Below are 25,364 nucleotides of genomic sequence, written 5' to 3'. Positions count from 1 at the left end.
AAGTTGCTCTTTAAAAATATGATTTATTTTTTGTAGAAGAATAGTGCTCAGCCCCCTATTTTGTTGGACGCCGGCAAACAGGTCAGCCTGATCAGTGGACGAGACACTGCCCTCAAAGGCGCGCAAGTCAGCGCAGACAAAATCACCGCCACCGTGGGTCGCGACCTCACGCTGCAAAGCCTGCAGGACACCGATAACTACAAGTCCAAGCAAACGGATGTCAGTGGAGGCGTCAGTTTCGCCATCATCGGCAGCGGCGCCAGCGCAAACCTGAGCATCAGCAAAAGCAAGATCGACTCCAAATACCAGAGTGTGCAGGAGCAAACCGGCCTGTTCGGCGGCAAGGGCGGCTACCAGATTGACGTGGGCAACCATACCCAACTCGATGGCAGCGTGATCGCCAGCACGGCTACGCCGGACAAAAACCGCCTGAACACCGGTACGCTGGGCTGGAGCGTTTTAAAGAACAAGGCTGACTACACAAGCCAGTTGCAGAGCGCCAGCGTCAGCAGTGGCAGCGATGGCACCAACGCGTTCATCAGCAATATGCCCACCGGCAGCTTGGTCGGATTCAACCACGGCGACAGCGACAGCGGCACCACGTCCTCGGCCATTTCCAACGGCACCCTCAACATCCGCGACCCTGCCAAACAGCAGCAGGACGTGGCAACGCTGAGCCACGATGTTGAACACGCCAACGGCGCCATCAGCCCCATCTTCGATAAGGAGAAAGAGCAGAAACGGCTGCGGCAGGTGCAGTTGATTGCGGATATTGGCACTCAAGCGGCGGATATCACACGCACTCAAGGTGCCATTAACGCGGCCAATGCTCAAAAAGATCCCGAAGCGATAGCGGCTGCGCGAGACAAACTTATCCGTGAGGGCAATACCCAGCCGACGGATAAAGAGATCGCCGCACAGGTGACCCGTACGGTGATGCAGCCGTACGAAACGGGGGGCGATTATCAACGTGCCGCTCAAGCGGTGACGGCAGCTTTGCAAGGACTGGCAGGCGGGGACATCGGCTCCGCCCTCGCAGGCGCGTCGGCGCCCTATCTGGCGAACATCATCAAGCAGTCAGCGCAGGACAACGATACCGCCCGAATCATGGCCCACGTGGTATTGGGTGCTGTAGTTGCACAGGCCCAAGGGAACTCGGCGGTAGCCGGCGCCGCAGGAGCTGGCACGGGGGAGTTGATTGCGGCGCAGTTGTATCCGGGTATTAAAACCGAGAATTTGAGCGAGAAGCAGAAACAGACAGTATCGGCGCTTTCGACATTGGCATCGGGCTTGGCAGGCGGACTTGCAGGAGGTGACCTGAGCGGTGCACTTGCCGGTGCAAAGGCTGGCAACAATGCGGTTGAGAACAACTCAGTGGCTGATATTGCCATTGCATTAACTGAGGGTAAGACGCTTGAACAAAAAGCCGAAGAGCGCATCAACGCTGAAAACGAGCACTACAAGGAGCAAAACTGTGCAGGGCTGAGCGCAGAGGCGTGCTCGGCGCAAATGTATGCCGAGCGCCGTGAAAGCCTTGCTTATACGTTGGCGGGTGGTGCTGTTGTAATCGGAACAGTGGCAGGAGGCATGTTGCTTGGTCCAGCCCTGTTAAATGCCTGCGGGATGAACCCAGTAGCTTGTACCGAACTGACCATAGCAGCAGCAGAGGTGCCTTTTGGTGCCGCGATGGCTGGCGGTGGGGCGTGTTAATTGTTCGATTGCTACTGATGCAACACTTGCAGGTAACCCAGCATCTGCATTGCCGATAAATTCCACCAAGGGTGTTCCGTTGACAGTGCTGGAGAAGCAATATGGCGCTAAGTTTAGCGGTGTATCTTCAACCGAGACTATTACTCAACACATGCTCGGTGGCGGGGACGGCGCGCGCGGGATTGTGTTCGGTTCCTATGGTCCAGGTCAGCCAGGCCATGTTTTCAACGTGGTTAATCAGAATGGGGTTGTCCGATATCTAGATGGGCAGACTGGGAAGCCAGCTAATATGAATAATTTTAAGACGCTACAGTTGCTGAGAACTAATTAATGATTACCTATGAGAGTGCGCTGGAACGAGCTAATGCGTATTTAAAAGACTCAGATATTCCTCTGCAGTTAACGCATGAGGGAGAGTTTTCTGATGGATGGTTCTTTTGCTATCAATCTAAAGAATATTTAGAGACAGGGAGTTTTTCGGCTCAGCTGGCTGGAAATGGACCGTTCCTAATTGATAAGGAAACAGGAGAGCTTCATGTTCTAGGGACTGCCAAGCCTTTAGAAGAATATCTAGAACAATATGTGACGAGCAAGTTAAAAAGACAAGGTTGATTTGTTGGTTCAAAAGGCGCAGGTGAAGTTCCTAAGCCGACTAGCCTTACCAAGATTACGGACGAGATGAAGGCGGATCCTTACCATCGAAAAAAGCTGGATATGAAGGATTTTAAATGGCTAAGAAAGTAAAGCTGGGCGACATTTTGCAGGTGTTAACCTCGCAGGGTGTCGCATATGCGCAAGTTACTCATAAACATCCGGAATTTGGTTTTTTAATTCGTGTTTTCCCAGGGTTTCATAATGAACAACCAAAAGATTTTTCGGTTGTAGTTGATGGTGAACCACAATTTTCCGCATTTTTTGTTGTTCAAAGTGCGGTAAATCAAGGCCTTCTATCCGTTGTGGCAAATGTTCCGGTTCCCGAAAGGTTACAAGTGTTTCCTACGTTCCGTTCCAGGAATGGCGGGCCGGGAGGCTCTATTTGGCTGTGGAATGGAAGCGAAGCACTTCGGCTGGAGAGAGAGATTAGCTCGGAAGAGCTGAGGCACTCCACAAGAGGAATTATCAGTGCGCCATTGCTTGTTGAGCGTATTGAAAATAATTACAGAGCTGAGACTCATGAGGTCTGGTGAGTTGTTGAAGTTTCAACTTCATCTGACATTCTCAACACCGGCCTTGCGCCGGTGTTTTTGGGGGAGTAAGGGCCAGACCCTGAGGAGTCTCCACAAATTCACCCTAAGCTCTGCGCTTGATGGCGCACCTCATCACGCAGAGCCCGCTCCAATATTTCCAAGTATCCTCGTCCTCCAAAATCTGTGCAGAATCGCCAGTAGTCCAGGCCTAGTCGCCACAATGAGAGCACTCCAGTTTAGAGACGCCCGGCCCTGTCGCAGAAGTCCCACCGACTAGTTGCGCGAAACAATAGATATCCTCCCTGAGCTTCGGCCGCTTCTCCCGAGCTCAGGTAGGCCTCCACTGACGTGGCAGCAACTGAGTCAATCTCACTCGCCCGCTGCGCCAACGCTATTCAAACCAACCCCACCCCTAAATTCCGATAAGTGGGATCCAATTCACACATCCCTCGCGAACTTTTCCCCCGTTCCTTGTACTAACTTATTCGGCGATCTGATGGCTAAGTAATGGCATTTTCTCGATATGGAAATAAGAACTGACGTTCTATTTCCCGCCCGCCTGACGATCGCATGTCGGCAGTAATGAGGCAGCCCCCAGCGCCGGTTACTGCCGCATGTCCTTAATGCCCGCTGCAACGAGACTACGAAAATGGATGTTCGACAATTCGCCTTCCTGGCCCGCCAACCTTCTGCTGCCCTGAAGCCGCGAAACGCATTCTTCGGCCTGCCCAAGCGCGGGCTGGCGTTGATCCTCGCCAACGCGCTGTTCTGGCAGCCGTTGCTGGCCCAGGCCGAGGGCATTGTGGTCAGTGCGCCGGGTACCACGGTGGGCGCGGCGGGCAATGGTGTGCCGGTGGTGAATATCGCCACGCCGAACGGCGCGGGGCTGTCTCATAACCAGTTCAAGGACTACAACGTCGGCCCCAACGGCGTGATCCTGAACAATGGCAACGGCCCTATGGTCAACACCCAACTGGGCGGGATCATTGTCGGCAACCCCAACCTCAAGGGCGGCGCGGCCAACGTCATCCTCAACGAGGTCAACGGCGGCAGCGCGAGTCAGTTGCGCGGTTATACCGAAGTGGCGGGGCAGTCGGCCAAGGTCATCGTGGCCAACCCGTACGGTGTGACGTGCAGCGGTTGCGGCTTTATCAATACGCCCAACGTGACCCTGACCACGGGTAAGCCGGTCATCGACCCGACCGGCCAGTTGAAAAGCTACCAGGTCGATGGCGGCGCCGTGACCATCGATGGCGAAGGCTTGAACGCCAGCAACGTCGAACGCTTCGACATCATCACTCGCTCCGCCAAAATCAACGCTCAGATCAACGCCCGCGAACTCAACGTGATCGCCGGGCGTAACGACGTCGATGCGCAAAGCCTGAAAACCACCGTTCGCGCCGATGACGGCAGCGCCAAACCCGAGCTGGCGATCGACTCGTCGGCCCTGGGCGGCATGTACGCCGGCGCGATCAAGCTGGTGGGCACCGAGGCCGGTGTGGGCGTGAAGCTCGACGGTACGCTCGCCGCCAGTGGTGGCGATATCCAGCTCGACGCCAACGGGCGCCTGAGCATGGCGCAGGCGGCGGCCACCGGTAACGTCAAGGTCAGCGCGCAGACGGTCGACCTCACCGACAAGGTCTACGCCAACGGCAACGTGCGACTGAGCAGCGCCCAGGACCTGGTCAACCGCAAGAGCATTGCCGCCGGCCAGCGCATCGAGATCAATGCGGCCAGCGTGAACAACCCCGGCATCATCGAAGCCGGCGTCGCCGCCGATAACACCCGCAACACCACCGGCGACCTGGTGGTGAACGCGCAAACCGTCACCACCAGCGGCAGCCTGCTGGCCAGCCGAGGCCTGGCGATTACCGCCGCGCAAGCGCTGACCAACCAGGGCGCGATCATCCAGGCCAAGAACATCGAGGTCAGCAGCGCCAAGCTCACCAACCAGGGCGCCACCGCACGCCTGTTCGGCGAGCAGAGCCTAGTGATCAGCTCACCGGCCATCGTCAACCTCGGTGGCCTGATCCGCTTCGGCGAAGGCCAGGCCGCCACGCTCAACAGCGCCTCCCTGGACAACCGCCAGGGCCGTATCGAAATGGCCGGCGGCAGTCTCGCGCTGACCAGCGCCGACCTGAACAACAGCGGCGGGCAAGTCATCGCCAACGACCTGAGCGTCAACGCCGGCAACCTGAACAACCAGAACGGCGTACTGGTAGCCAAAACCGCGACCGTCAATGCCAGCGACCTCGACAACAGCCTCAAGGGCCTGATCCAGGCCGACGGCGGCGCGCTCAACCTGAGCGTCGCCAACACCTTCAACAACAACCAGGGTTTCGCCCAGGCCAGCACCGATCTAAACGTTACAGCCGGCACCCTCGGCAGCAACGCAGGCGGCGTACTGAGCGCCGACACCGGCAAGCTCACGCTGACCGCGGCGCAACAGCTCAACAACGCCCAGGGCCGCCTGCAGGCCGGGCAGGGCGATATCGAACTGCACGCCGCCAACCTGGATAACCAGGGCGGCGTGATCGTCGGCAAGCAACTGCTGCTCGATGTGGCTGGCGGCGACATCGACAACCGCGCCGGGCGCGTGTTGGGCGACCGCCTCGACGTACGCGCTTCCGGCCTCGACAACCGCAACGCCGGCCTGCTCGCCGGTGGCGCCCAGGGCGTAAGCCTGCTGCTCAAGGGCCCGGGCCAGTTGCTCAATGCCCAGGGCCGCATCCAGAGTGAAGGCCTGCTGCAACTGCAGGGCGAGCGCTTCGACAACAGCGCCGGCATCCTGCTGGGCCAGACCGTCGACGTCACCGCGCAGACCTTCACCAACAGCAACAAAGGCGCGCTGGTCAGCGACGGCGGCGACGTGGTGCTCAAGGTCAGCGACCTGCTCACCAACGCCGGCGGCCAGATCGACGCGGGCGAACGCAGCGTGCTGGTCAAGCAACTCACCTCCCTCAACAACGACGGCGGCACCCTGCGCGGCAAGCGCCTGGACATCGCCGCGCAGCAGTTGAACAACGACAACGGCCAGCTGCTGGCCGGCGCCGAAGGCGTGACCTACAGCGGCCAGGACCTGAGCAACCGCAAGGGCCTGATCCTCAGCAGCGGCGCCCCCACCGTGCTCACCACCACCCGCCTGCACAACCAGGGCGGCACCGTGCAGGGCGACAGCCTGAGCGTCACCGCCAACAGCGTCGATAACGGCAGCGGCGGCCTGATGGCAAGCCTGGTCGGCAACCTGCAACTGACCGTCGAAGCCCTGGCCAACCGTGGCGGCAAACTGTTCGGCAAAGAACACGTGACCGTCAGCGGCGCGACCCTCGACAACAGTGCGGGCGGCCAGGTCAGCGGCAATCAGATCAGCCTGAACTCACGCGACACCCTCACCAACCAGGGCGGCCTGATCGAGGCCAACCAGGGCCTGACCCTCACCGGCGGCAACCTGGATAACAGCGCCAACGGGCAACTGCGTGCGCTGGGCGGCGCCAGCAGCAGCGTCAACCTCAGCGGTGCGTTGAACAACCAGAACGGCACCCTGGAATTCGGCAGCCAGGCCTTCAGCCTCGACGCCGCCAGCCTCAACAACCAGAACGGCATGCTGCAACACGCCGGCACCGGCCTGTTCCACCTCAACACCGCCAGCCTCTCCGGCGGCCAGGGCAATATCCAGGGCATGGGCAGCGCCGACTGGGCGTTCGGCAACGTCGACGGCCTGGGCCGCGTGCAACTCAACGACGTGCTCACCTACAAGAGCGACCAGGCACTGGCCCTCAAGGCCGGCGACCGCATGGCCAGCGCCAAGGGCTTGATCCTCAATGTGGCCAGCCTGGACAACGGCGGCGAACTGCTCAGCGACGGTGACATCAGCATCACCACCGGCGATATGAGTAACAGCGGCCGCGTCTCGGCCCTGCAAACACTCACCGTCGCCGCCAACAACCTCAGCCAGAACGGCGGCCGTCTGGCCGCCACCAATACCCGCCTGACCCTGGGCGGCACTCTGGACAATCTCGGCTTCCTCACCGCCCGCCAGCAACTGGATATCGCCGCCGCGCAAATCAACAACCGTGGCACCCTCGGTGCCCAGGGCGCGGTGAACCTCACGGCGGTCAACGGCATCACCAATGCCGCCGATTCGCTGCTGTTCAGCGGCGGCGACATGACCTTGCGCAGCAATGGCTTCAGCAACAGCTATGGCAACGTCTACAGCAAAGGTAACTTGAGCTTCGCCGCGCGGGATGGCGGGCGTGCCGTGCTGTTCAGCAACCGTTCCGGCACCGTGGAAAGCGAAGGCTCCATCGGCATCAATGCAGGCTTTATCGAAAACGCCAAGGACGAATTCGAACTCGGGCAGACGCTCACCACCGGTAGCTTGTATTGGGTTTGTTCGCAACACTGCGGCGAGAAAGACGACTGGGAGCGTGGCGAGATCACCATCTACGAAACGTACCTTGAGGCGGCGACCAAGGACTCAGTATCGGCGCGCCTGGTGGCCGGCAAAAACATGCTGCTGCAAGGCGACAATGTGCAGAACCGCTACAGCCTGATGGCCGCCAATGGCGACCTGAGCATCACCGCCGGTGACCTGCTCAACCAGGGCGCCGCCACGCGCACGGGGCAGCGCAAGATTGTCGTCAACACGCCGGGGCACGTTCCCGACGATTTGTTTGAGCGCATGCGCTATGTCGACGTTCCCGCGTTCAATGCGGCCACGGCGGCGGGCAATTTCGATAAGGCGCGCTTCGAAGAACTGAAAAACCGTTCGCCCAATAGCCGGCCTTTCGTCCACTCAAGCGACGTCACCACCTGGACCAGCAACGGCGGCCCCGGCTACGACGCCACCCTGCAGGCGGGCGGCACGGTCAACCTCAACGTCGCCCGCACCCTGCAAAACGGCACGCTGCACAACAACACCCTGGCCCAGTTGACCGGCACCCTCGGCGACGACCAGACCGGCATCCCCGTCGGCGGCATCAACATCAACCTGAGCAAACACGCCAACGACCCGAGCGCCCAGGCCCCCGGCAGCGTCTTGCCCGTCGTGGGCGTGGCCCCCGGCGGCGGCTTCGTACCGGTGGACTACACCGGCACCGCCTTCGCCCCGGTCGACCCCACCACCTCGCCCACCTTCCAACTGCCCAAGGGCGAGTACGGCCTGTTCGTCAAAAACGCCGACCCCACCAGCCATTACCTGATCGAGACCAACCCCGAATTCACCTCGGTGTCCGGTTTCTTCAGCTCCGACTACATGCTCGGCAAACTCGGCTTCAACGCCGACAACGCCTGGCGCCGCCTCGGTGACGGCCAGTACGAAACCCGCCTGATCCGCGACGCCGTCCTCGCGCAAACCGGCCAACGCTTCCTCGCCGGCGGCCTGTACAGCGACGCCGACCAGTTCCGCTATCTGATGGACAACGCGCTGGCCAGCAAAGACGCCCTGCGCCTGAGCCTCGGCGTGGCCCTCACCGGCCAGCAAGTCGGCGCCCTGACCCACGACATCGTGTGGATGGAAAACCGCGTCATCGACGGCCAGACCGTCCTCGTGCCGGTGCTCTACCTGGCCCAGGCCGAATCGCGCAACGTGCGCGGCAACAGCCTGATCCAGGGCCGCGACCTCAACCTCGTCACCGGCGGCGACCTGATCAACGTCGGCACCCTGCGCGCCAGCAACAACCTTACCGCCATCAGCAGCGGCAGTATCTACACCGGCGGCCTGGTCGAGGCCGGCAACAACCTGAGCCTGCTGGCCCAGGACAGCATCCGTAATGCCATGGCCGGCGAAATTCGAGGTAAGCAAGTCAGCCTCACAGCGCTCAAAGGCGACGTCACCAACGACACCACCGCCATCCAGGTGCGTGACGGCGTCGGCATGCGCACCCTCACCGACACCAGCGCCGGCACCATCGTCGCCCGCGAAAACCTCGCCATCGACGCCGGCCGCGACCTCACCAACCGAGGCGCGCTGACAGCGGGCAACGACGCCAACCTTACCGCCGGCCGCGACCTCAACCTCATCGCCGCCAGCGACACCCGCGTCAAACACGAGACCCGCGACGACGGCGAGAAATCCAGCATCACCACCGACGTCAAAAACCTCGCCGCCAGTGTCACGGCGGGCGGCAACCTCAACCTGCAGGCCGGGCAAGACGTCAACATCATCGGCAGCACCGCCACCGCCGGCAAAGACCTCAACATCGCTGCCGGCCGCGACCTCAACGTCGCCTCGGTCAGCGACATGCACAACGTCGAAGGCAAGGAAAAGCACGGCAAAAAACGCATCAAGACCTCGGACGACCAGACCACCCAGGTGGCGAGTGTACTGACGGCGGGTGGGGATTTTGTCAGCCAGGCCGGGCGTGATACCACGATTGTGGCGAGCAGGATCAGTGCGGGGAATGAGGCTTATCTGTATAGCGGGGATAAGTTGAGTTTGTTGGCGGCGCAGAACAGCACTTACAGCCTTTACGACATGAAGGAGAAGGGTGGCTGGGGCGCGAAGAAGACCAAGCGCGATGAGGTGACCCGCGTTACGAATGTGGGGACTGAGATCAAGACTGGTGGTGATCTGTCGCTGGTCAGTGGCGGTGATCAGCTGTATCAGCGGGCCAAGCTTGAGAGTGGTAAGGACCTGGCCATCACCAGTGGTGGTGCAGTGACGTTCGAGGCAGTCAAAGACCTGCACCAGGAGAGTCACGAGAAAAGCAAAGGTGATCTGGCTTGGACCAGCGCCAAGGGCAAGGGGAATACCGACGAGACGTTGCGTCAGAGTGAGTTGAAGGCACAGGGTGAATTGGCGATCAAGGCGGTCAACGGGCTGAAGATCGACATTAAACAGATCGATCAGAACACGGTTAGCCAGACGATTGATGTGATGGTCAAAGCAGACCCACAGTTGGCTTGGTTGAAAGAAGCCGAGAAGCGTGGGGATGTGGATTGGCGGCATGTGAAGGAGTTGCACGACTCCTTTAAATACAGCCACTCCAGCCTCGGCCAAGGCGCAATGCTGGCAATTATTATCGTTGTCACCGTGTTGACGGCGGGAGCGGCCAGTGCGCTAGCTGCTTCGGCAGGTAGCGCTGTAGGGGCCGGCTCTACTATGGCTGCCGCGACAGCCGCTACCGCTGCGACGTCGACCACCGCAGCAGTCGCAGGAACTGCAGCAGGGTTGGGCAACGTCATCGCGACTGCCTCGTTGACCTCGCTTGCCAGTACCGGCGTCGTCAGCACCATAAACAATAAAGGCAACTTGGGGGCCGCATTCAAGGAAACCTTCAGCAGCGACAGCTTGAAGCAGTCACTGATTGCGGGCGCTTCTGCGGGCTTTGTGAATTACGCCAGTGGCAATTGGTTTGGCGCGCAGAGCGACCCTGTAACTAACAAGGTAAGTGGACCAAGCGTCGTACCCCATTGGAATGACCCCGCAGCGATTGGCCGTTTTGGAACGATTCAATTGGCTGGCGGTGCCGTACGCGGAACGCTCTCTGAAGCTCTTGGACAAGGCAGCTTCAAGGATGCAATGAAGGGCAGCCTTTTCGATGTAATGCAGGCGACCGCGTTCACCGGCGTTGGTGATTTTGGTAATGCCTTCAAACTTCAAGACAGCGGCCTTAGCAAAACTGCACTGCATGCTGTTGTAGGTGGTTTGCTTTCAGAAGCAATGGGCGGCGACTTTAAAACGGGAGCGATTGCTGCGGGTGCTAACGAAGCCCTTATTGTGGCGTTGGATAAGTCGCCTTTGCTCAGTGGCAATGATCCAGCGGAACACGATCGTCTGGTCAATGCGGCTTCGAAGCTGGTGGGATTGGTCGCTGCCGCGAGTGTTGATGGCGATGTCGCCATGGGCTCGGAAATCGCCGGGAATGCACAGTCATACAACCGCAAGTTGCACGTTCAAGAAGAGAAACGACTGGCTCAAGAGGCCAAGAGTTTAGATGCCACCAAAGGTCAAAGCCGATCTGGTTTTGAGTGGGATGCGCTCCTAACGTTTGTTGCCGGAGGCGAGGTCGATCAGAAAACCAACAATGAGCTTCAAGGGATTCTGGCTGGTTACGGTCCTTCTAACCCTGAAGGGCAAGCATTAGGTGACGACCTGACTGTTGCGCGGGGAGTTATCACCAAGCTGCAAAACGAGAAAGTCCTGCTGACCTGGGGAGATGGCAGCCCCATTGTTGCCAACGGGGATCAGGTCGTTGCGTTCAAGTCCACAGAAAAGCAGTACAAGGATTCGCTGCTGTTCAATCCTTCAAGTAACACAACCTACAACAACGAACCTGGTGGCATGGGTGTTGTGCCTGATGCGTGGTCCGAGCAATACGGAGAGCGTACGGCTATCACGAAACTCCCTGAGATCGCCGCGCTCAGTTCTGACGCCGCCTCCCAAGCAGAGCAAATAGACCGGCTACGTGTTTTGGCAAGTGGTGGCATTAATTCAGATATTGATCTCAAGCTGCTTGCTGAGCTTATGCCCATAGGTGGAGTAGGCAAGGGAGCATTGTTAAGCGCAATCAAAGAGTTGGCAGCGCGCGACGCATTAGCGGTTAAAGGTACGGAGGCTATCGCTGGCAAGGCTGCAGAGACTGTTGCCGGAAAGGGCCTTGAGTCAGCAGCTGGTAAAGGCTTGGATGCGGCGGCGGGTAAGGGGACTGAACAGTTTGCCAACCAAGCACAGGCCAAATTAGCAGGCTATAGCCCATGCTGTTTTGCAGCCGGGACTATGGTCGCCACCCCTGATGGTGAACGAGCCATTGACGCGCTCAGGGTGGGCGATGTCGTCTGGACCAAACCTGAAGAAGGTGGTGAGCCGTTCGCCTCGAAGGTCTCAGCAACCCACATTCGCACGGATCAGCCGATCTATCAGTTGACGCTTGTGAAGAACGGCAGTGCCGATGAAGGTACCACTGAGACTTTGCAAGTGACGCCGGGTCATCCGTTCTATGTCCCTGCGCGCAAAGGCTTTGTGCCACTTATAGAGCTCAAGCCGGGTGATCAACTGCAGTCGTTGGGGGACGGAGCGACGCAAGATGCTTCGATCTCCGTTGTATCAATAAAGCTGCTGCAGTCGCAGGGTAAAACGTACAACCTGACGGTGGATATTGGACATACGTTCTATGTTGGCAAGCTAAGTACTTGGGTACATAACGTTGGGCCTTGTTATACCTGTAATGCGGGGAGCTGTTCGATTCATGAGGTGCCTTCTGCCGGATCGCCTGTAAGCGAAAGCCACACTGACCGGACGTTTCAAGAGCTTGTGCCTGACGGCAAAGTGCCTAGCGTTCGTAACGGCGCTTTCACACGTTGGTTTGACGACCTGTCGCCAGCAGAGCTAGACGTGCTTTGGGAAAATAGGGCTACCCGAGAGGCAATTGAGGCGAGAATTCGTCAGCCAGGGGGTTTGCATGAATGGTGTATGGTTTGTCGCGCTCCTGAATTCAAACAATGGGGGGTGCCGATGAGTGAAATTCAGCGTTTCAGAACAAAAACATCCGAATTGACATGGGTCAACCCTATTGATGGGGTACCAGGTGGTCACGGTGGGAATGCTTCAGGTGCTTTCCACAATGAGCTAAAAGCTGTTATTGATAACAGTAAGTCCCTAAACGAATTTAATAAGGGCGTAACGGCATTGCGTGATCGATGGAAAATCGATCCTTCTCTTTTGCCGGATTTACCAAGAGGAAGAAATTAATGCCTACCCTTTTAAATGACTGGTGCGCTTTTTGTGAGGGAAGAACTTACTTCGATAAGTCGCACTTTTTAGCGCTGTTCAAAGTGCATTCTTCTCTAGCTGAAATTACTGAAGCGTTAAGCTATTTTCCTCAAGCTGACAATTTGGTATCGCGCGTGAATGAGGTGATCCAAGCTGGTACGCTTGAAGATAAGTTATATCTATGCCCGACGATTGAATCTAGCGACTTTGAATTGATGCAAAAGGCAAAACTCTGGTTGCAAGCTCAGGCAAGTTTCTGTAAGTCTCTTGGAGACGACGAGTTGTACGGGATATGCCAACGTGCAAAATTGTTGTATGGAAGCAAAGATCAATTTAACGATTATGATAAATTAGACATTCCCAGCAATTGGATACTTGAACTGGTGGGGGATCAGGTCAGGGATTGCAGGTTGCTAAAAACAGAGCAAGAGTATGCACTTTTTGAGGCCCTTTACGGAGTTGCCGCTGATTATTATTTGGCTTGGTATATGGGGCAGCCTTTAATAAACCTGGATTTTGACTTTCGTTCATATTTTGAATTTTGGTGCTTAGGCGGTATTGGGTATCTCAGTGAAGATAAGTTCTTTGTTTGTCGAAAATAAAAGAGTGGGGGAAATGTACTTAGATCTGTTATGGCAGTACAAGACCTATTAGATAATATCTATCCCCCTTACTCTGTAAGTTGCAACTGGTTTCCGAGGTTTTTCAGTGGTGAACGTCACGTTGGGTGGGGATCGATGAGTAAAGGGGAATAAAATGATCGCAGGCGTAAGTTTTAACTCTTATTTTGGCCAAGGTGATTTTGCTGATATCGACGCTTTTGAAAAAGTGGCGGGGATAGTTTTTCCAAAAAAATATAAAGAAATTTCAATAGGGTTCAATGGCGCGTTTATTTTAAATAAGCCTGTTTTCAAGTTTTATAATCGCCTACTCGGCGAAGATGTTATGAGCAGCGCTGGCATGTTTTTGCCTTTCGGTGAAATCGAAGGAACATTTGAGACAATGGAGATGAAGTACCGTTATCCGCCAGAAGGCTTTGTTCAAGATTTAATTATCTTCTCAGTGTTAGGGAATGGAGACGCGCTCTGTTTTGACTATCGTGAAAGTCGGTTTCCTGACGATCCAGGCGTGGTGATGTGGCATCATGAAGCTGCACCAAATAGTGATTCAGAATTATCATTTGTTGCTTCCTCATTTTTAGAGTTTTTAGAAAAATTATTTGAAAGGTTATCTTAATAATAGATAAGCAGGAAAAGTGGGCGGGTTTGTTTAAATTCGAGCTGAAGGGAAAAGGGGACAGATTTATTTAAGTTAGAATTGAAAGGTATATTAAATAAATTTATCCACTTTTGTTATAGGCGCTATAAGGGGGTGGAGAGAAAATGGCACAGATTTATTTAAATTTTAGCTGGGAAAGTGTATCAAATAAATCTGTCTTATTTTGTTGTGCTTAATTGCATGGGGCGCGGCGAGTTATGTCGGATAAACAAGTATGTGAGCTGACGATTGATGATCTTAGTAGTTATAGCGTTTGGTTCTTTCCGATGGACGACACCGTGGAGGTCGAATTAACTGTACGCCCCCTCGTCGAACAGGAAACGTGCTCAGACTTTCAGATTATCGTTCGAGCTGATTTTTTTGGTGAAAATGGCACTGTGTATTGCGGTTATTTGTATTGGGACTCCAATGTTGCAATTGAATACTTAAAGCCTGTTGTATTGTCTGAAACGGGAGAGGCCGTAAATTTTTGGAGCGGTATAGTAACTCCCGCGTGGGAAAGTTCGGAGTTCGCCGGTTTGATTAGATCCGAGTTGCCTATTTCTTATGCCTCAGAACCGCTTTTTGGTCTTCCTTCCATTTGCGGAAAACTGGAGGGGCTTTATTATCTTTCTGGTGATCAAGTTTGCTGTGTGAAATGACGAAAAAAGTGGACCGGTTTATTTGGTTGGATTGCTCACGCACAACGCGGGCGACACAAAGGCCGCCCGATTTTCACTCAGGACGGATCGGCATTGAGCCTGCGACTGATGACATCCAGCAAATCACACCCATCGCGCAGCGGAATGGCCAGCAAGTGGGCGAAGTCTGAAAGCACTACGGCATCGCTGCTGAGTTGTTCGCGAAAGGCCAGATTTTCCAGCAGTTGGGTGACGGCCCGAATGCGGTGCACGGCGGCGTCGTGAAGGACGTCGAGAGGTGCCTGGGTGTCGATGATCAAGGCTGGGATGGTGCAGTCGTGGCCGGTTAGGGGCATGTATCGATTCATCATTAAGCTCTCTGGATTATTGAGGGCTCGTTCTTCGGGTCGCCAAACCCGGTCGCCTTTTGAGCGACCGCCGGACTATAAGCCGCACCACCAAACCCACGCAAGGCATCAAAATGCCGCCCCGTCGAAGAGTGCCACCACGACCCCTAATGTCTTCCCACTCATTGCCGACATACTGCCGACGAGCGAACGCATCACTAATACGCCAATCCACAAGCCCCACTCCAAACATTAAAGGACCAATGTGAAAAACCTCCTCCTGATCCTCTTCACCACCCTCATCCTGGGCGGTTGCGTCAGCCACCCCCTCACTCCCGAAAACCGTGCGCAGATCAAGACCGTCAACGTCCTGCCCGTGAAGTGGGAAAAGAACATGGTGTACTTCGGTCGTGAACAAGCCTGGGGCGCTGCCCTGGGTGCCGGGCTGGGCGCGGGGGCCGGCATGGCCAGCGGGGCGTCCAAGGTGGGCACTGCAGCGTTGAGTGGCGCCGGGTTTGCCGCCGGCATGAAGCTCGGGCAGTTGGCCGAGATGCCGACGCCGGTGGCCATTCTGGCGGTGATGGAGGCGGAAAAACTCGATGTAGGCGTGTTGCTCAAGCAGGGCTTTGTCGATGCGCTGGGCAAGACTTCGACGCTCAAGGTGGTGGGCGACGATGAACCAGCCGATGCGCAGATCCAGTTGACCGTGTCCGAGTGGGGCTTTCGCCTGACCCAGGGTTTCAGCAGCGTGATTTACCCCACCCTCAGCGTGGTGGCGCAGATGAGTCGCGGCGATGAAATGATCTGGCGCACCTTTGAAACGGTGACGCCATTCAATGGCCAGAACGTTTATGGCTACACGCCGCTCACCTATCGCACAGACCCGGAGGCATTGCGTCGGGCGTTGACCGGGATTACGCAGATTTCTGCGCAGTATCTGGTGAAGGAGCTCAAGTAGGTCTGATGGTGGTGTAACGCGGTTGGGTGGCGCGGGCGTGATGGTGAACGCTCAGGCACCGTGTGTTTCTGGTTGCTCGCGTTATCGTTGGAGGTCTTCGCGAGCAAGCTCGCTCCTACAGGATTGGGGCGTGTTGAATGACTTTGAACATTTTGTTTATCTCGATGTCTTTACCCCGCCCACCCGCAACCGGTCGGGCTGCATGGACTGCAGCGTTTTCAAATGACATTAAGGATTGATGTGAACCTCTCCCTATTACGGCCTCCTGTCTGCCACCGCCTGCGGTGCACCGGCTTGCGCCTGCGATTCCCAGGGACGCCGGGAGAGCCTCATTCGGATCGATTGATCCTTTCGTACAGCACACCTACTGCTGCCGGGCTATTGGCGGCTTTGACTGTAGTTCATGGAGTTTGAAATGAAGCGCAAGCAGTTCCAGAAAAGTCTGTTGGCAATCGTGGTCGGCGCAATCAGCACGCAGGTGCTGGCAGTCGAGTTCGACCTGGGTCAGGGCAAGAATATTTGGGCCAATGAGACGTTCAACGAGCCGGTCACCATTAACGGCAAGTTTTCCCGGGTGGTCGATTCCAGCACCACTGATCCCGCCGGTCTCGGCTTTGTGAACACCAACATTCAAGGCTCGCTGATCAACCGCGCAGACATCACGCTGGACTCACAGGGCAAAACCATTCGTGCGATCGCCATCGACCCGATGTTCTGGTCTGGCCCTTCCAATCTGACACCCGGCACCATCACCGGGGATGTGGTTCAGGCGGGCAATATCCTGATGAACCATGGCGCCTACGAAGGGCTTGAAATCGGTGCCACCACCATTGGCGGCAGCGTTATCAACTCCGGCACCATCCGTTCCACGCCGCCGGTGAGCGCCGAGCCTTTTCCCGGCTACCTGGGCGGTGGCGAAGGCATTTACCTGCACGGCACCACCATTGCGGGCGACGTTTCCAACACCGGTGTGATCGACATGGCCGGTCCGGATGCGATTGGCTTGATCCTTGACGTCAGCGGCGACACGCCGACCACCATCGGCGGCAAGCTGTTGAACTCGGGTTCGATTATCGCCACCGGTGAAGGCGCCTGGGGCATGGAAGTGGAAACCGACACCAACCCCTTGCGTATTGAAAACAGCGGCCTGATTTCCGCCAATGGCAACGAGGCGAAGGGGTTGTTTTTTTACTCCGGCACCGTCGATTACATTCTCAACACCGGCACCATTGAAGCCAAGGGCGCGTCGGCTAATGCCTTCGATCTGTCCGGCGCCAGCTTTGCGCAGAACAGTGCCACGGGCGCACGCGGTATCGTCAACCGTGGGCTCATCGCGGCGGACGGCACGGCGATCCAGGTGGATGCGGCCAGGCAGGTCGCAGCGTTTGAAATCAACCAGCAAGCCGGCGAAATCCGCAGCAACAGCGGCATCGCCGTCGACGCCAACAACCTCGCCAGCCTGAACTGGACCGGCGGCAAAATCACCGGAGACCTGCTCAACCTCAGCGCCGTCAACATCGGCGGTCAGGCGGGTTTCAGCGGTAGCCGTATCATCGCGCCGGTGTCGGTCAATTCGGGTTCGCTGAACCTCTCGGCGCCCGGCACTGCTATCACCGGCGACCTCAATGTGGCCAGCGGTGCGGGCATTGATATGCACCTGGCCGACAGCGTGGTGCCGACCACGCCGTACCTCACCGTCAACGGCACGGCCAATCTGGCTCAAGCTTCCAAGCTGACGGTCAGCGCCAACCCGGGCGACTTCGCGGCGCCTAAAGCCGGCACGCAATACACCTTGCTGCAAGCCACCAACGTGCAGAACAACGGCGTAGCGGTCGCCAGCGCTTCGTCGTTGCTCGACGTGCTCAGCTACTCAGCCGATGCGCAGACGGTCAAGGCCGTGGTGGCGGTGAAAAGCGACCAGCAGGTACAACAGGAACTGGCGGGTGTCAGCGCGGGTGCGTCGGCCGCGACCGCCGTCAATGTGCTGAAAAACGATGTGCTCGGCGGGCTCAACCAGAACGATCCGGTGTTCCAGAGCCTGGCCAACGCCGGGACTGCGCAGCAACTGGCGCAGCTCGCCGATCAACTCACGCCGGACGTCAACCGTGGCGCCCTCGACGTGGCGCTGTCGGGGCAAACCGTGGTCAACGGCGCGATCTTCAATCGCCTCACCGACCAGCGTGAAAGTCACCAGGTCGGCGGCGTGTGGGTGCAGGGCCTGAGCAGCAACATGGACCAGGACGGCCGCGGCGGCAACAACGGTTACTCGGCCAACAGCAGCGGCATGGCGGTGGGTGTGGACGGTCGTGTGAACGACACCACCACTTTGGGCGTTGCCTACAGCTACCTCAACTCCAACATCCATTCGGACCTGGGCAACAAGACCGACGTCGAAGGTCACGCGCTGTCGCTGTACGGCAACTGGGCGCTGCAAAACTGGTTTGTGGATGGCAGCCTCAGCTACGGCCATAACGACAATGACAGCAAGCGCCACGTCGCGGGCACCACGGCCAAGGGCAGTTACGACAGCAATGTGTTATCGGCCAGCGTGATTGGCGGCTACAGCTTCAAGCCGTCCCAGGCGGTGGTGATCGAGCCGCGTGTGGCTGCGCGCTATGCCAACGTGCGCATGGATGGCTACACCGAGAAAGGTTCGTCGGCGGCCTTGAGCACGTCTTCGCAACGTTATGAAGTGGGCGAACTGGGTGCCGGTGTGCGTTTGGCGGGCAACCTGCCGATGGGCGCGGGCAGCCTGCAACCGGAAGCGATCTTGATGGCCTACCACGACCTGATGGGCGATCGCGTGGCGCAAACCTCCAGCTTCGTGGCCGGTGGTTCGGCGTTTACCGTGACCGGCGCATCGGTGGCGCGTGACAGCTATGAGGCCAGTGTAGGTGTGAATTACAAGGTGTCGGACTTCACCGTCGGCGCCAGCTACACCCGCCAGGCGCGTAGCGGTTTCGATGCGGACGGCGTAATGCTCAAGGCCCGCTACGCCTTCTAAGCCACACCGCAAAACAAAGTGTGGGAGGGGGCTTGCTCCCGATAGCGGTGGGTCAGTCAATGATGTGTTGGCTGACTCACCGCCATCGGGGGCAAGCCCCCTCCCACACTGATATCAGAGGCATCACGCTCTACGTAAGCAGGTTGAGACAGCGCAAGCTGCCCCGGATTCACGCAAACCAAATGTGGGAGGGGGCTTGCCCCCGATAGCGGTAGACCAGTCAGTGATGGGTTGACTGACCACATTGGATCTCCATGTTCCAAAGGTTTGTGTTGGATTTCACTACTCTGGCCGAAACACCTTGAGAACCACTCTTAACCCCGTAAAATGCCGCAGCCGTTGCATCACAGTCTTTCAGGGAAGAATTCAGGCCAGCATAGTGTCCAGGCTGCCTCTCTCCTTGGAAAACCCAGCAACGCTGATTTCCTCACCCAAGGAGCACCCTGTGAAGACACTCTCCAAAATTCTGCTGTCGGGCCTCACCGCCGCGGCGCTGTTGACCGTGGCCGGTTGCGCCACCGAGAGCAACCGCGCGATGCCGGTGGAGCAAGTCGCCAGCGCCCACGTCGCCTATTCCGGCGTGCGTGTGCCGATTGCCGTGGGCAAGTTCGATAACCGCTCCAGCTACATGCGCGGCATCTTCTCCGATGGCGTTGACCGTCTCGGCGGCCAGGCCAAGACCATCCTGATCACCCACTTGCAGCAGACCAACCGCTTCAGCGTACTGGACCGCGACAACATGGGCGAAACCTCCCAGGAAGCCAAGATCAAAGGCACCGTGCAGAAGCTCAAGGGCGCTGACTACGTGGTGACCGGCGATGTGACCGAGTTCGGCCGCAAGGAAACCGGCGACCGCCAGCTGTTCGGCATCCTCGGCCGTGGCAAGACCCAAGTGGCCTACGCCAAAGTCGCGTTGAACATCGTCAACATCAACACCTCCGAAGTGGTGTATTCCACCCAGGGCGCCGGTGAGTACGCGCTGTCCAACCGTGAAGTGGTCGGCTTCGGCGGCACCGCCAGCTACGACTCCACCCTCAATGGCAAGGTGCTCGACCTGGCCATGCGCGAAGCGATCAACCGCCTGGTCGACGGCATCAACGCCGGCGCCTGGAACCCGCGTAACTGATCAGCCACACCACAAGGAGCAGTACACGGATGAGCAAGGCAGTGAAGTTGGCGCTGATGCTGACAGCAATCGCGACGGTAGCCGGGTGCCAGACGGCGCCCCAGCCCCTGTATCAATGGGAGAGCTACCAGCCGCAGGTTTACGAATACTTCAAGGGCGAGCCCAAGGAAGCGCAGGTGGAAGCGCTGGAGCGCGATCTGCAGAAGATCAACGCCAGTGGCCGCAAGGCGCCGCCGGGTTACCACGCGCACCTGGGCATGCTGTACATGAACATGGGCAAGGATGATCAGATGGTGCAGGAGTTTCGCACCGAGAAAGCCCTGTTCCCCGAGTCCGCTGCATACATGGACTTTCTGCTGAAAAACGCCAAGACCGGAGTCGCCACCAAATGAGCCTGTTAAAACTCACCGGCGCCCTGCTGGCCCTGGCGTTGCTCGGCGGTTGCGCGGCGCCCAAGACGGTTGATTATTCGGCGTACAAACAGGCTCGGCCCAAGTCGATCCTGGTACTGCCGCCGATCAATGAATCGCCGGAAGTGCAGGCGTCCTACAGCCTGGTGTCGCAAGTCACCTACCCGCTGGCCGAAGCCGGCTACTACGTGTTGCCGATTGCCCTGGTGGACGAAACCTTCCGCCAGAACGGCCTGACCACCGCCAACGACATCCAGGGTGTGCCGCCGACCAAGCTGCATGACATCTTTGGTGCCGACGCGGCGTTGTACATCACCGTCAGTGAATACGGCACCAAGTACATGCTGATCTCCAGCGACACCTCAGTGACGGCCTCGGCCAAGCTGGTGGACCTGCGCACCGGCACCACCCTGTGGACCGGCGCGGCGCGGGCGTCCAGCGAGGAAGGCAACAACAACGGTGGCGGCCTGGTGGGCATGCTGATCACGGCGGCGGTCAAGCAGGTGATCAACAGCTCCACCGATGCCGCGCACCCGATTGCCGGTATCACCAGTGCGCGCCTGCTGTCGGCAGGTCAACGCACCGGCATCCTGTACGGCCCGCGTAACCCGAAATACGGCACGGACTGACGTTCTTCAAACACTGAAGATCAACTGTGGGAGGGGGCTTGCCCCCGATGACGGTACATCAGTCACTACTGCAGTGGCTGACCCACCGCTATCGGGGGCAAGCCCCCTCCCACATTGTTTTTTTGCTGTCAGGTCAATTGGGGTTTAACCCGAACCTTGCGCACCTCGCGTCTGACCTTGTGAACGGCTCATTCATTCACGAGGCCCAGCCCATGTCCCACGCTCTGCTCTCCCTGCGTCCTGCTGCCCAAGGCTTCACCGTTACCCTGATGGTGGCGCTGGCCGGGTGCGGGCTGTCGTCGTCCCCCGACCTGGCAAAACCGGCGGAACCCGTCGCAGCGCTTCAAAGCGCCCCGGCCCAGGGCGCGTTGGTCAAACGCATGGCCATGCCGGCGCCGATGATGATGCGGGAGATGGCGACCCGGGATGAGCGCAGCGAACCGCGCGAGCAATACGCCAACCTGCCCGACAACCCGGTGCATCGCGTCGCCGAAGCACCGGTCTCCACCTTCAGCGTGGATGTCGACACCGGCAGCTATACCAACGTACGACGCTTCCTCAACCAGGGTCGTCTGCCGCCCGAAGGCGCGGTGCGATTGGAGGAAATGGTCAACTACTTCCCTTACGACTACGCGCCGCCTACCGACGGCTCACCCTTTGGCGTCACCACTGAAGTCGCCGCCACGCCGTGGAACCCACGTACGAAACTCTTGCGCATCGGCATCAAGGCGTCCGACAAAACCGTGACAGAACTGGCCCCGGCCAACCTGGTATTTCTGGTGGATGTGTCCGGCTCCATGGACCGTCGCGAAGGTCTGCCGCTGGTCAAAAGCACGCTGAAATTATTGGTGGATCAACTGCGTGATCAGGACCGCGTGTCACTGGTGGCATACGCCGGTGAATCCCGCGTGGTGCTCAAGCCCACCTCCGGGCGTGACAAAACCACGATCCGCAACGCCATCGACCAACTCAGCGCCGGTGGCGCCACCGCTGGCGCGTCCGGTATCGAACTGGCCTACCAGATGGCCCGCGAAGGCTTTATCGACCAAGGCATCAACCGCATCCTGCTGGCCACCGACGGTGACTTCAACGTGGGCATCAGCGACTTCGACAGCCTCAAGCACATGGCGGCGGACCAGCGCAAAAGCGGTGTATCCCTGACCACCCTTGGCTTTGGCGTGGACAACTACAACGAACACCTGATGGAACAACTGGCTGACGCCGGTGACGGCAACTACGCCTACATCGACAATTTACGTGAGGCGCGCAAGGTGCTGGTGGACCAGCTCAGCTCGACCCTGGCGGTGGTGGCGCGGGATGTGAAATTGCAGGTGGAATTCAACCCGGCACAGGTCAGCGAATACCGCCTGCTCGGCTATGAAAACCGCGCCCTGAAGCGTGAGGATTTCAACAACGACAAAGTCGATGCCGGCGAAATTGGCGCAGGGCACACGGTGACCGCGTTGTATGAAATCGTGCCGAAGGGCGAGAAGGGCTGGCTGGAGCCGTTGCGCTATGCCAGAGCGCCTGCGGCTGAAAACACCTCGGCCGAACTGGCGACGGTGCGCGTACGCTACAAACCGGCTGCGGGCGGTGACAGCCAGTTGATCGAACGGGCCGTCGACAAAACATCCACCAAGCCCAGCGACGACCTGCGTTTCAGTGCCGCCGTGGCCGCCTTCGCCCAACAGCTCAAGGGCGATGGCCGCTACACTGGCAACATGAGCTTGCAGGACACCGCCGCCCTGGCCCGCTCGGCCCGAGGCGACGACCCGTTCGGCCTGCGCAACGAATTCGTGCAACTGGTAGAACTGGCCCAAAGCCTAAAACCCTTATCCCGAGCACAATGAAGATCAAATGTGGGAGGGGGCTTGCCCCCGATAGCGGTGTGTCAGCCAGCATGTTCGATACTGACCCACCGCCATCGGGAGCAAGCCCCCTCCCACACTTGGATCTGCTTCGATCTGACAAAAAGGAGTCTGCCCACTACATGGCCGTTCCAGACGATCCCCCCAGCGACGAATCGCTGCTGGCCCGCTACCGCACCGGCGACGCTGCTGCGTTCGAAGCCTTGTACGCCCGGCACCGCCAGGGCCTGTACCGCTTCCTCGTATCCCTGTGCAACAAACCCGAACTGGCCGAAGAAATCTACCAGGACACCTGGCTCAGCCTGATCCGCAGCACCACCCAGCCACAAGGCCGGGCGAGTTTTCGCACCTGGTTGTTCCAGATCGCCCGCAACCGCCTGATCGACCACTGGCGCAAGCACGGCATCCACAACCCCTTGCACGACAGCTACGATGAACAACTGCACGCCCAGCCCGACGACAGCGCCGGCCCCGAACAGCAACTGAGCCTGAACCGCGACCAAGCGCGCCTCGACGCCGCCGTGCAAGCCTTGCCCGAAGACCAGCGCGAAGTCTTCCTGCTGCGCCTGCACGGCGACCTCGAAGTCCCGCAAATCGCCACCCTCACCGGTGCCCCGCTGGAAACCGTTAAAAGCCGCTTGCGCTACGCCCTGCAGAAATTGCGGCGCCTGCTGGCCGACGAGGTAACTGTATGACTGACGCCCGAGACCCGAACGATCCGCGCGACGAAGCGCTGATCCAGCACTATCGCCAGAACAGCGCCGGCGAACCGCCCGCATTCCTGGACACATTCATTCTCAACGCCGCCCGCCGCGAAGCGCCTGCCCCCAAGCCCAGCCTGTGGCAACGCTGGCTGCGTCTGTGCCAGCAACCGCGTTGGCAGATGGCATTCGCCAGCGTGGCCGGTGTGGCGTTGCTGGCGGGCGTGATGACGCGCACCCCCGAGCTTGCCCCGGTGCAAAACACCCGCCTCGCCGCCCCGGCCACGTTTTCCGCGCCTGCGCCCATGAGCGCACCGCCGCGTGCCGAGTCGTTCAGCGCCGAAATGAACAGTGACGCCTTGCCCCAAGGCAAGCTGGCCAAGCGCGCAGTGCCTGACCCGCTGGAGCAGGGCTTGCAGGAAGTGTTGCGCCTGCGCGCGGCAGGCGATGATGCAGCGGCGGCGGCAAAACTGGCCGAATTGCAAAAACGTTTCCCTGCGCAAAATCTTGAGGAGCGCCTCAAGGCATTGCAGCCTCAGTGATCCCGTGGCGATGGCATCGCGCGATACCATCGCCAGTCTGGGTGAAAGGGGTCATAAGCATATGAATTTATAGTCAGTAGCGGGTCGTGTAATTACTGCTAAGTTAATCGCCGAAAAGACATCATTGTCCCTGCTGGCTTGCCTGGAGAGCTGCTGCTTCATACAAGGAGTTTCCATGTTCACAGCAGCATTGATCTACATCCTGGCGGTGATAAGCCCGGGCCCCAACTTCATAATTGTCAGCCGCTCCGCCTCGCTGGGCTCGGTGACCACCGGGATCGGCGCGACGCTGGGCATCTGCACGGTGGGCGTGTTTTTCTCGACCCTTTCCCTGCTCGGCCTGGCGGCCTTGTTGCACCAGTACCCGGCGTTTTCCAAAGTCGCCACGTTATGCGGTTCGGCCTACCTGCTGTACATCGCCTACAGCATCATCAAAAGCGTACTGGCCAAGAACACCGGCACCGCCGAAAGCACCGCCCCGGGCGTGACCAGTTTCGCCAAGGCCTACCGCGTGGGCGTCATCACCAATATCAGCAACATGAAAACCATCGCCTTCATGATCAGCATCTACGCCGGCTTTCTATCCGTGCCGCGCTCGGACATCGACAAAGTCCTGGTAGTGCTGCTGTGCTCGACCCTGGAAGTGATCTGGTACTCCGTGGTGGCGCTGCTGTTCGGCCAGGGCCCGATCAAGGCACTGTTTCTCAAATACACCCGGCAGATCGACGTAGGGCTGGCCGTGTTCCTGGTGGCGTTTTCACTGAACAACGCCATTCCTGTGCTGATAGCCAGTCGATGATTTCGCGGCCTTCAGTAATTGGGTGAAGGTATTAATTGCTAGGTGGATGTCATCTTGGGTATCTCCGTCCCATTCCTCAACCGTTTCTAACTCGGCTCGTAAGCTGACGATACGCTGTTCGATTTCTTCGATCTCAGCGGCACCGCATTGCTTAGCGATTGCCTGCCAACGGTCATCAGAGATTTTGTCGTCGAGAGCTAAGCCGGATCGGGCATTTACGATTAGGTTCTGGAGGTTACTCATCTGAGATCTCGGGTGGGTTGCAGAAAAAGGTGCTAGGGACCCTGACGATATACTGAGCATACGGGGCATGAAACCCACGGGATCGAGTTAGTGGGAGGCATTGGAAGTTACTGAAATTTCAATCGTTGAAATTGAAAGGATTTTGATCGTTCCCACGCTCCGCGTGGGAATGCCGCCCGGGACGCTCCGCGTCCTGCTGTCAACGAAAAGTCCGGCACTTGTGCAAGGTG

18 protein-coding genes and 1 pseudogene are annotated in these 25,364 nt (G+C 58.3%); 17 read left to right on the top strand and 2 right to left on the bottom strand.

Annotated elements, in window-relative coordinates; translation table 11 throughout:
• Window positions 1-63: 63 nt before the first annotated feature.
• The 8 genes and pseudogenes from BFQ00_RS10525 to BFQ00_RS27960 form a co-directional block, all read left to right on the top strand.
• Window positions 64-1,371: pseudogene (locus BFQ00_RS10525) on the top strand (VENN motif pre-toxin domain-containing protein); the annotation flags it as partial.
• 307 nt (window positions 1,372-1,678) lie between these two features.
• On the top strand, window positions 1,679-2,041 hold the full coding sequence (locus BFQ00_RS30435; protein WP_207223909.1) for a toxin glutamine deamidase domain-containing protein: 363 nt from the start codon (window positions 1,679-1,681) through the stop codon (window positions 2,039-2,041).
• The gene (locus BFQ00_RS27970) at window positions 2,041-2,322 is read left to right on the top strand and encodes a YrhB domain-containing protein (RefSeq protein ID WP_083205641.1); all 282 of its coding nucleotides are present in this window, start codon (window positions 2,041-2,043) and stop codon (window positions 2,320-2,322) included. The genes BFQ00_RS30435 and BFQ00_RS27970 overlap by 1 nt, the downstream gene beginning before the upstream one ends.
• 116 nt (window positions 2,323-2,438) lie before the next feature.
• A complete protein-coding gene (locus BFQ00_RS27965; RefSeq protein WP_083227352.1) occupies window positions 2,439-2,897 on the top strand; it encodes a hypothetical protein in 459 nt (152 codons plus the stop codon).
• 649 nt (window positions 2,898-3,546) lie between these two features.
• On the top strand, window positions 3,547-12,588 hold the full coding sequence (locus BFQ00_RS10520) for a two-partner secretion domain-containing protein (protein WP_065933475.1): 9,042 nt from the start codon (window positions 3,547-3,549) through the stop codon (window positions 12,586-12,588).
• Window positions 12,588-13,211, top strand: coding sequence for a hypothetical protein (locus BFQ00_RS10515; protein ID WP_065886466.1), 624 nt, complete (start codon window positions 12,588-12,590; stop codon window positions 13,209-13,211). Before BFQ00_RS10520 ends, BFQ00_RS10515 begins: the two co-directional genes overlap by 1 nt.
• Window positions 13,212-13,365: 154 nt before the next feature.
• A complete protein-coding gene (locus BFQ00_RS10510) occupies window positions 13,366-13,845 on the top strand; it encodes an SMI1/KNR4 family protein (RefSeq protein ID WP_065933474.1) in 480 nt (159 codons plus the stop codon).
• Between the two features lie 239 nt (window positions 13,846-14,084).
• Window positions 14,085-14,528, top strand: coding sequence for a hypothetical protein (locus BFQ00_RS27960; RefSeq protein WP_083227351.1), 444 nt, complete (start codon window positions 14,085-14,087; stop codon window positions 14,526-14,528).
• Between the two features lie 77 nt (window positions 14,529-14,605).
• Here the strand turns inward: BFQ00_RS27960 and BFQ00_RS10505 are convergent, their stop codons facing one another.
• Window positions 14,606-14,863 carry a hypothetical protein gene (locus BFQ00_RS10505; protein WP_057725484.1) on the bottom strand — a complete coding sequence of 86 codons (258 nt, stop codon included), beginning with the start codon at window positions 14,861-14,863 and terminating at the stop codon, window positions 14,606-14,608.
• Between the two features lie 256 nt (window positions 14,864-15,119).
• Here BFQ00_RS10505 and BFQ00_RS10500 point away from each other — a divergent pair, with 256 nt between their 5' ends.
• The 9 genes from BFQ00_RS10500 to BFQ00_RS10460 all read left to right on the top strand — a co-directional run bounded on the left by BFQ00_RS10500 (window position 15,120) and on the right by BFQ00_RS10460 (window position 24,891).
• The gene (locus BFQ00_RS10500; protein ID WP_065933473.1) at window positions 15,120-15,812 is read left to right on the top strand and encodes a hypothetical protein; all 693 of its coding nucleotides are present in this window, start codon (window positions 15,120-15,122) and stop codon (window positions 15,810-15,812) included.
• A 415-nt stretch (window positions 15,813-16,227) separates the two neighbouring features.
• Window positions 16,228-18,816, top strand: coding sequence for an autotransporter family protein (locus BFQ00_RS10495; protein WP_065933472.1), 2,589 nt, complete (start codon window positions 16,228-16,230; stop codon window positions 18,814-18,816).
• 445 nt (window positions 18,817-19,261) lie between these two features.
• Window positions 19,262-19,942 (top strand): CsgG/HfaB family protein, encoded by a 681-nt coding sequence (locus BFQ00_RS10490; protein ID WP_065883139.1) that lies wholly within the window; start codon window positions 19,262-19,264, stop codon window positions 19,940-19,942.
• A gap of 29 nt (window positions 19,943-19,971) precedes the next feature.
• On the top strand, window positions 19,972-20,334 hold the full coding sequence (locus BFQ00_RS10485; RefSeq protein WP_057010471.1) for a DUF4810 domain-containing protein: 363 nt from the start codon (window positions 19,972-19,974) through the stop codon (window positions 20,332-20,334).
• Window positions 20,331-20,981: a DUF799 domain-containing protein gene (locus BFQ00_RS10480; RefSeq protein WP_057725334.1), complete on the top strand. Its 651-nt coding sequence runs from the start codon at window positions 20,331-20,333 to the stop codon at window positions 20,979-20,981. Before BFQ00_RS10485 ends, BFQ00_RS10480 begins: the two co-directional genes overlap by 4 nt.
• 212 nt (window positions 20,982-21,193) lie before the next feature.
• Window positions 21,194-22,831 carry a vWA domain-containing protein gene (locus BFQ00_RS10475; protein WP_065933471.1) on the top strand — a complete coding sequence of 546 codons (1,638 nt, stop codon included), beginning with the start codon at window positions 21,194-21,196 and terminating at the stop codon, window positions 22,829-22,831.
• A gap of 140 nt (window positions 22,832-22,971) precedes the next feature.
• Window positions 22,972-23,544, top strand: coding sequence for an RNA polymerase sigma factor (locus tag BFQ00_RS10470; RefSeq protein WP_065933470.1), 573 nt, complete (start codon window positions 22,972-22,974; stop codon window positions 23,542-23,544).
• Complete coding sequence (locus tag BFQ00_RS10465; protein WP_065933469.1) at window positions 23,541-24,092, top strand: hypothetical protein; 552 nt, start codon at window positions 23,541-23,543, stop codon at window positions 24,090-24,092. Before BFQ00_RS10470 ends, BFQ00_RS10465 begins: the two co-directional genes overlap by 4 nt.
• Before the next feature lie 175 nt (window positions 24,093-24,267).
• Window positions 24,268-24,891: a LysE family translocator gene (locus tag BFQ00_RS10460; RefSeq protein WP_065933468.1), complete on the top strand. Its 624-nt coding sequence runs from the start codon at window positions 24,268-24,270 to the stop codon at window positions 24,889-24,891.
• On the opposite strand, the gene BFQ00_RS10455 is transcribed toward BFQ00_RS10460, so the two are convergent.
• Complete coding sequence (locus BFQ00_RS10455; RefSeq protein ID WP_065893847.1) at window positions 24,850-25,134, bottom strand: hypothetical protein; 285 nt, start codon at window positions 25,132-25,134, stop codon at window positions 24,850-24,852. The two genes, BFQ00_RS10460 and BFQ00_RS10455, sit on opposite strands and share 42 nt — an antisense overlap.
• Between the last annotated feature and the right edge of the window lie 230 nt (window positions 25,135-25,364).

Origin of the sequence: Pseudomonas sp. 28 E 9 (assembly GCF_900004785.1) — a bacterium.
Lineage (GTDB): Bacteria > Pseudomonadota > Gammaproteobacteria > Pseudomonadales > Pseudomonadaceae > Aquipseudomonas > Aquipseudomonas orientalis_A.
The sequence above is the reverse complement of the archived record's forward strand: the minus strand, read 5'-3'. Positions and strand labels throughout refer to the sequence as shown.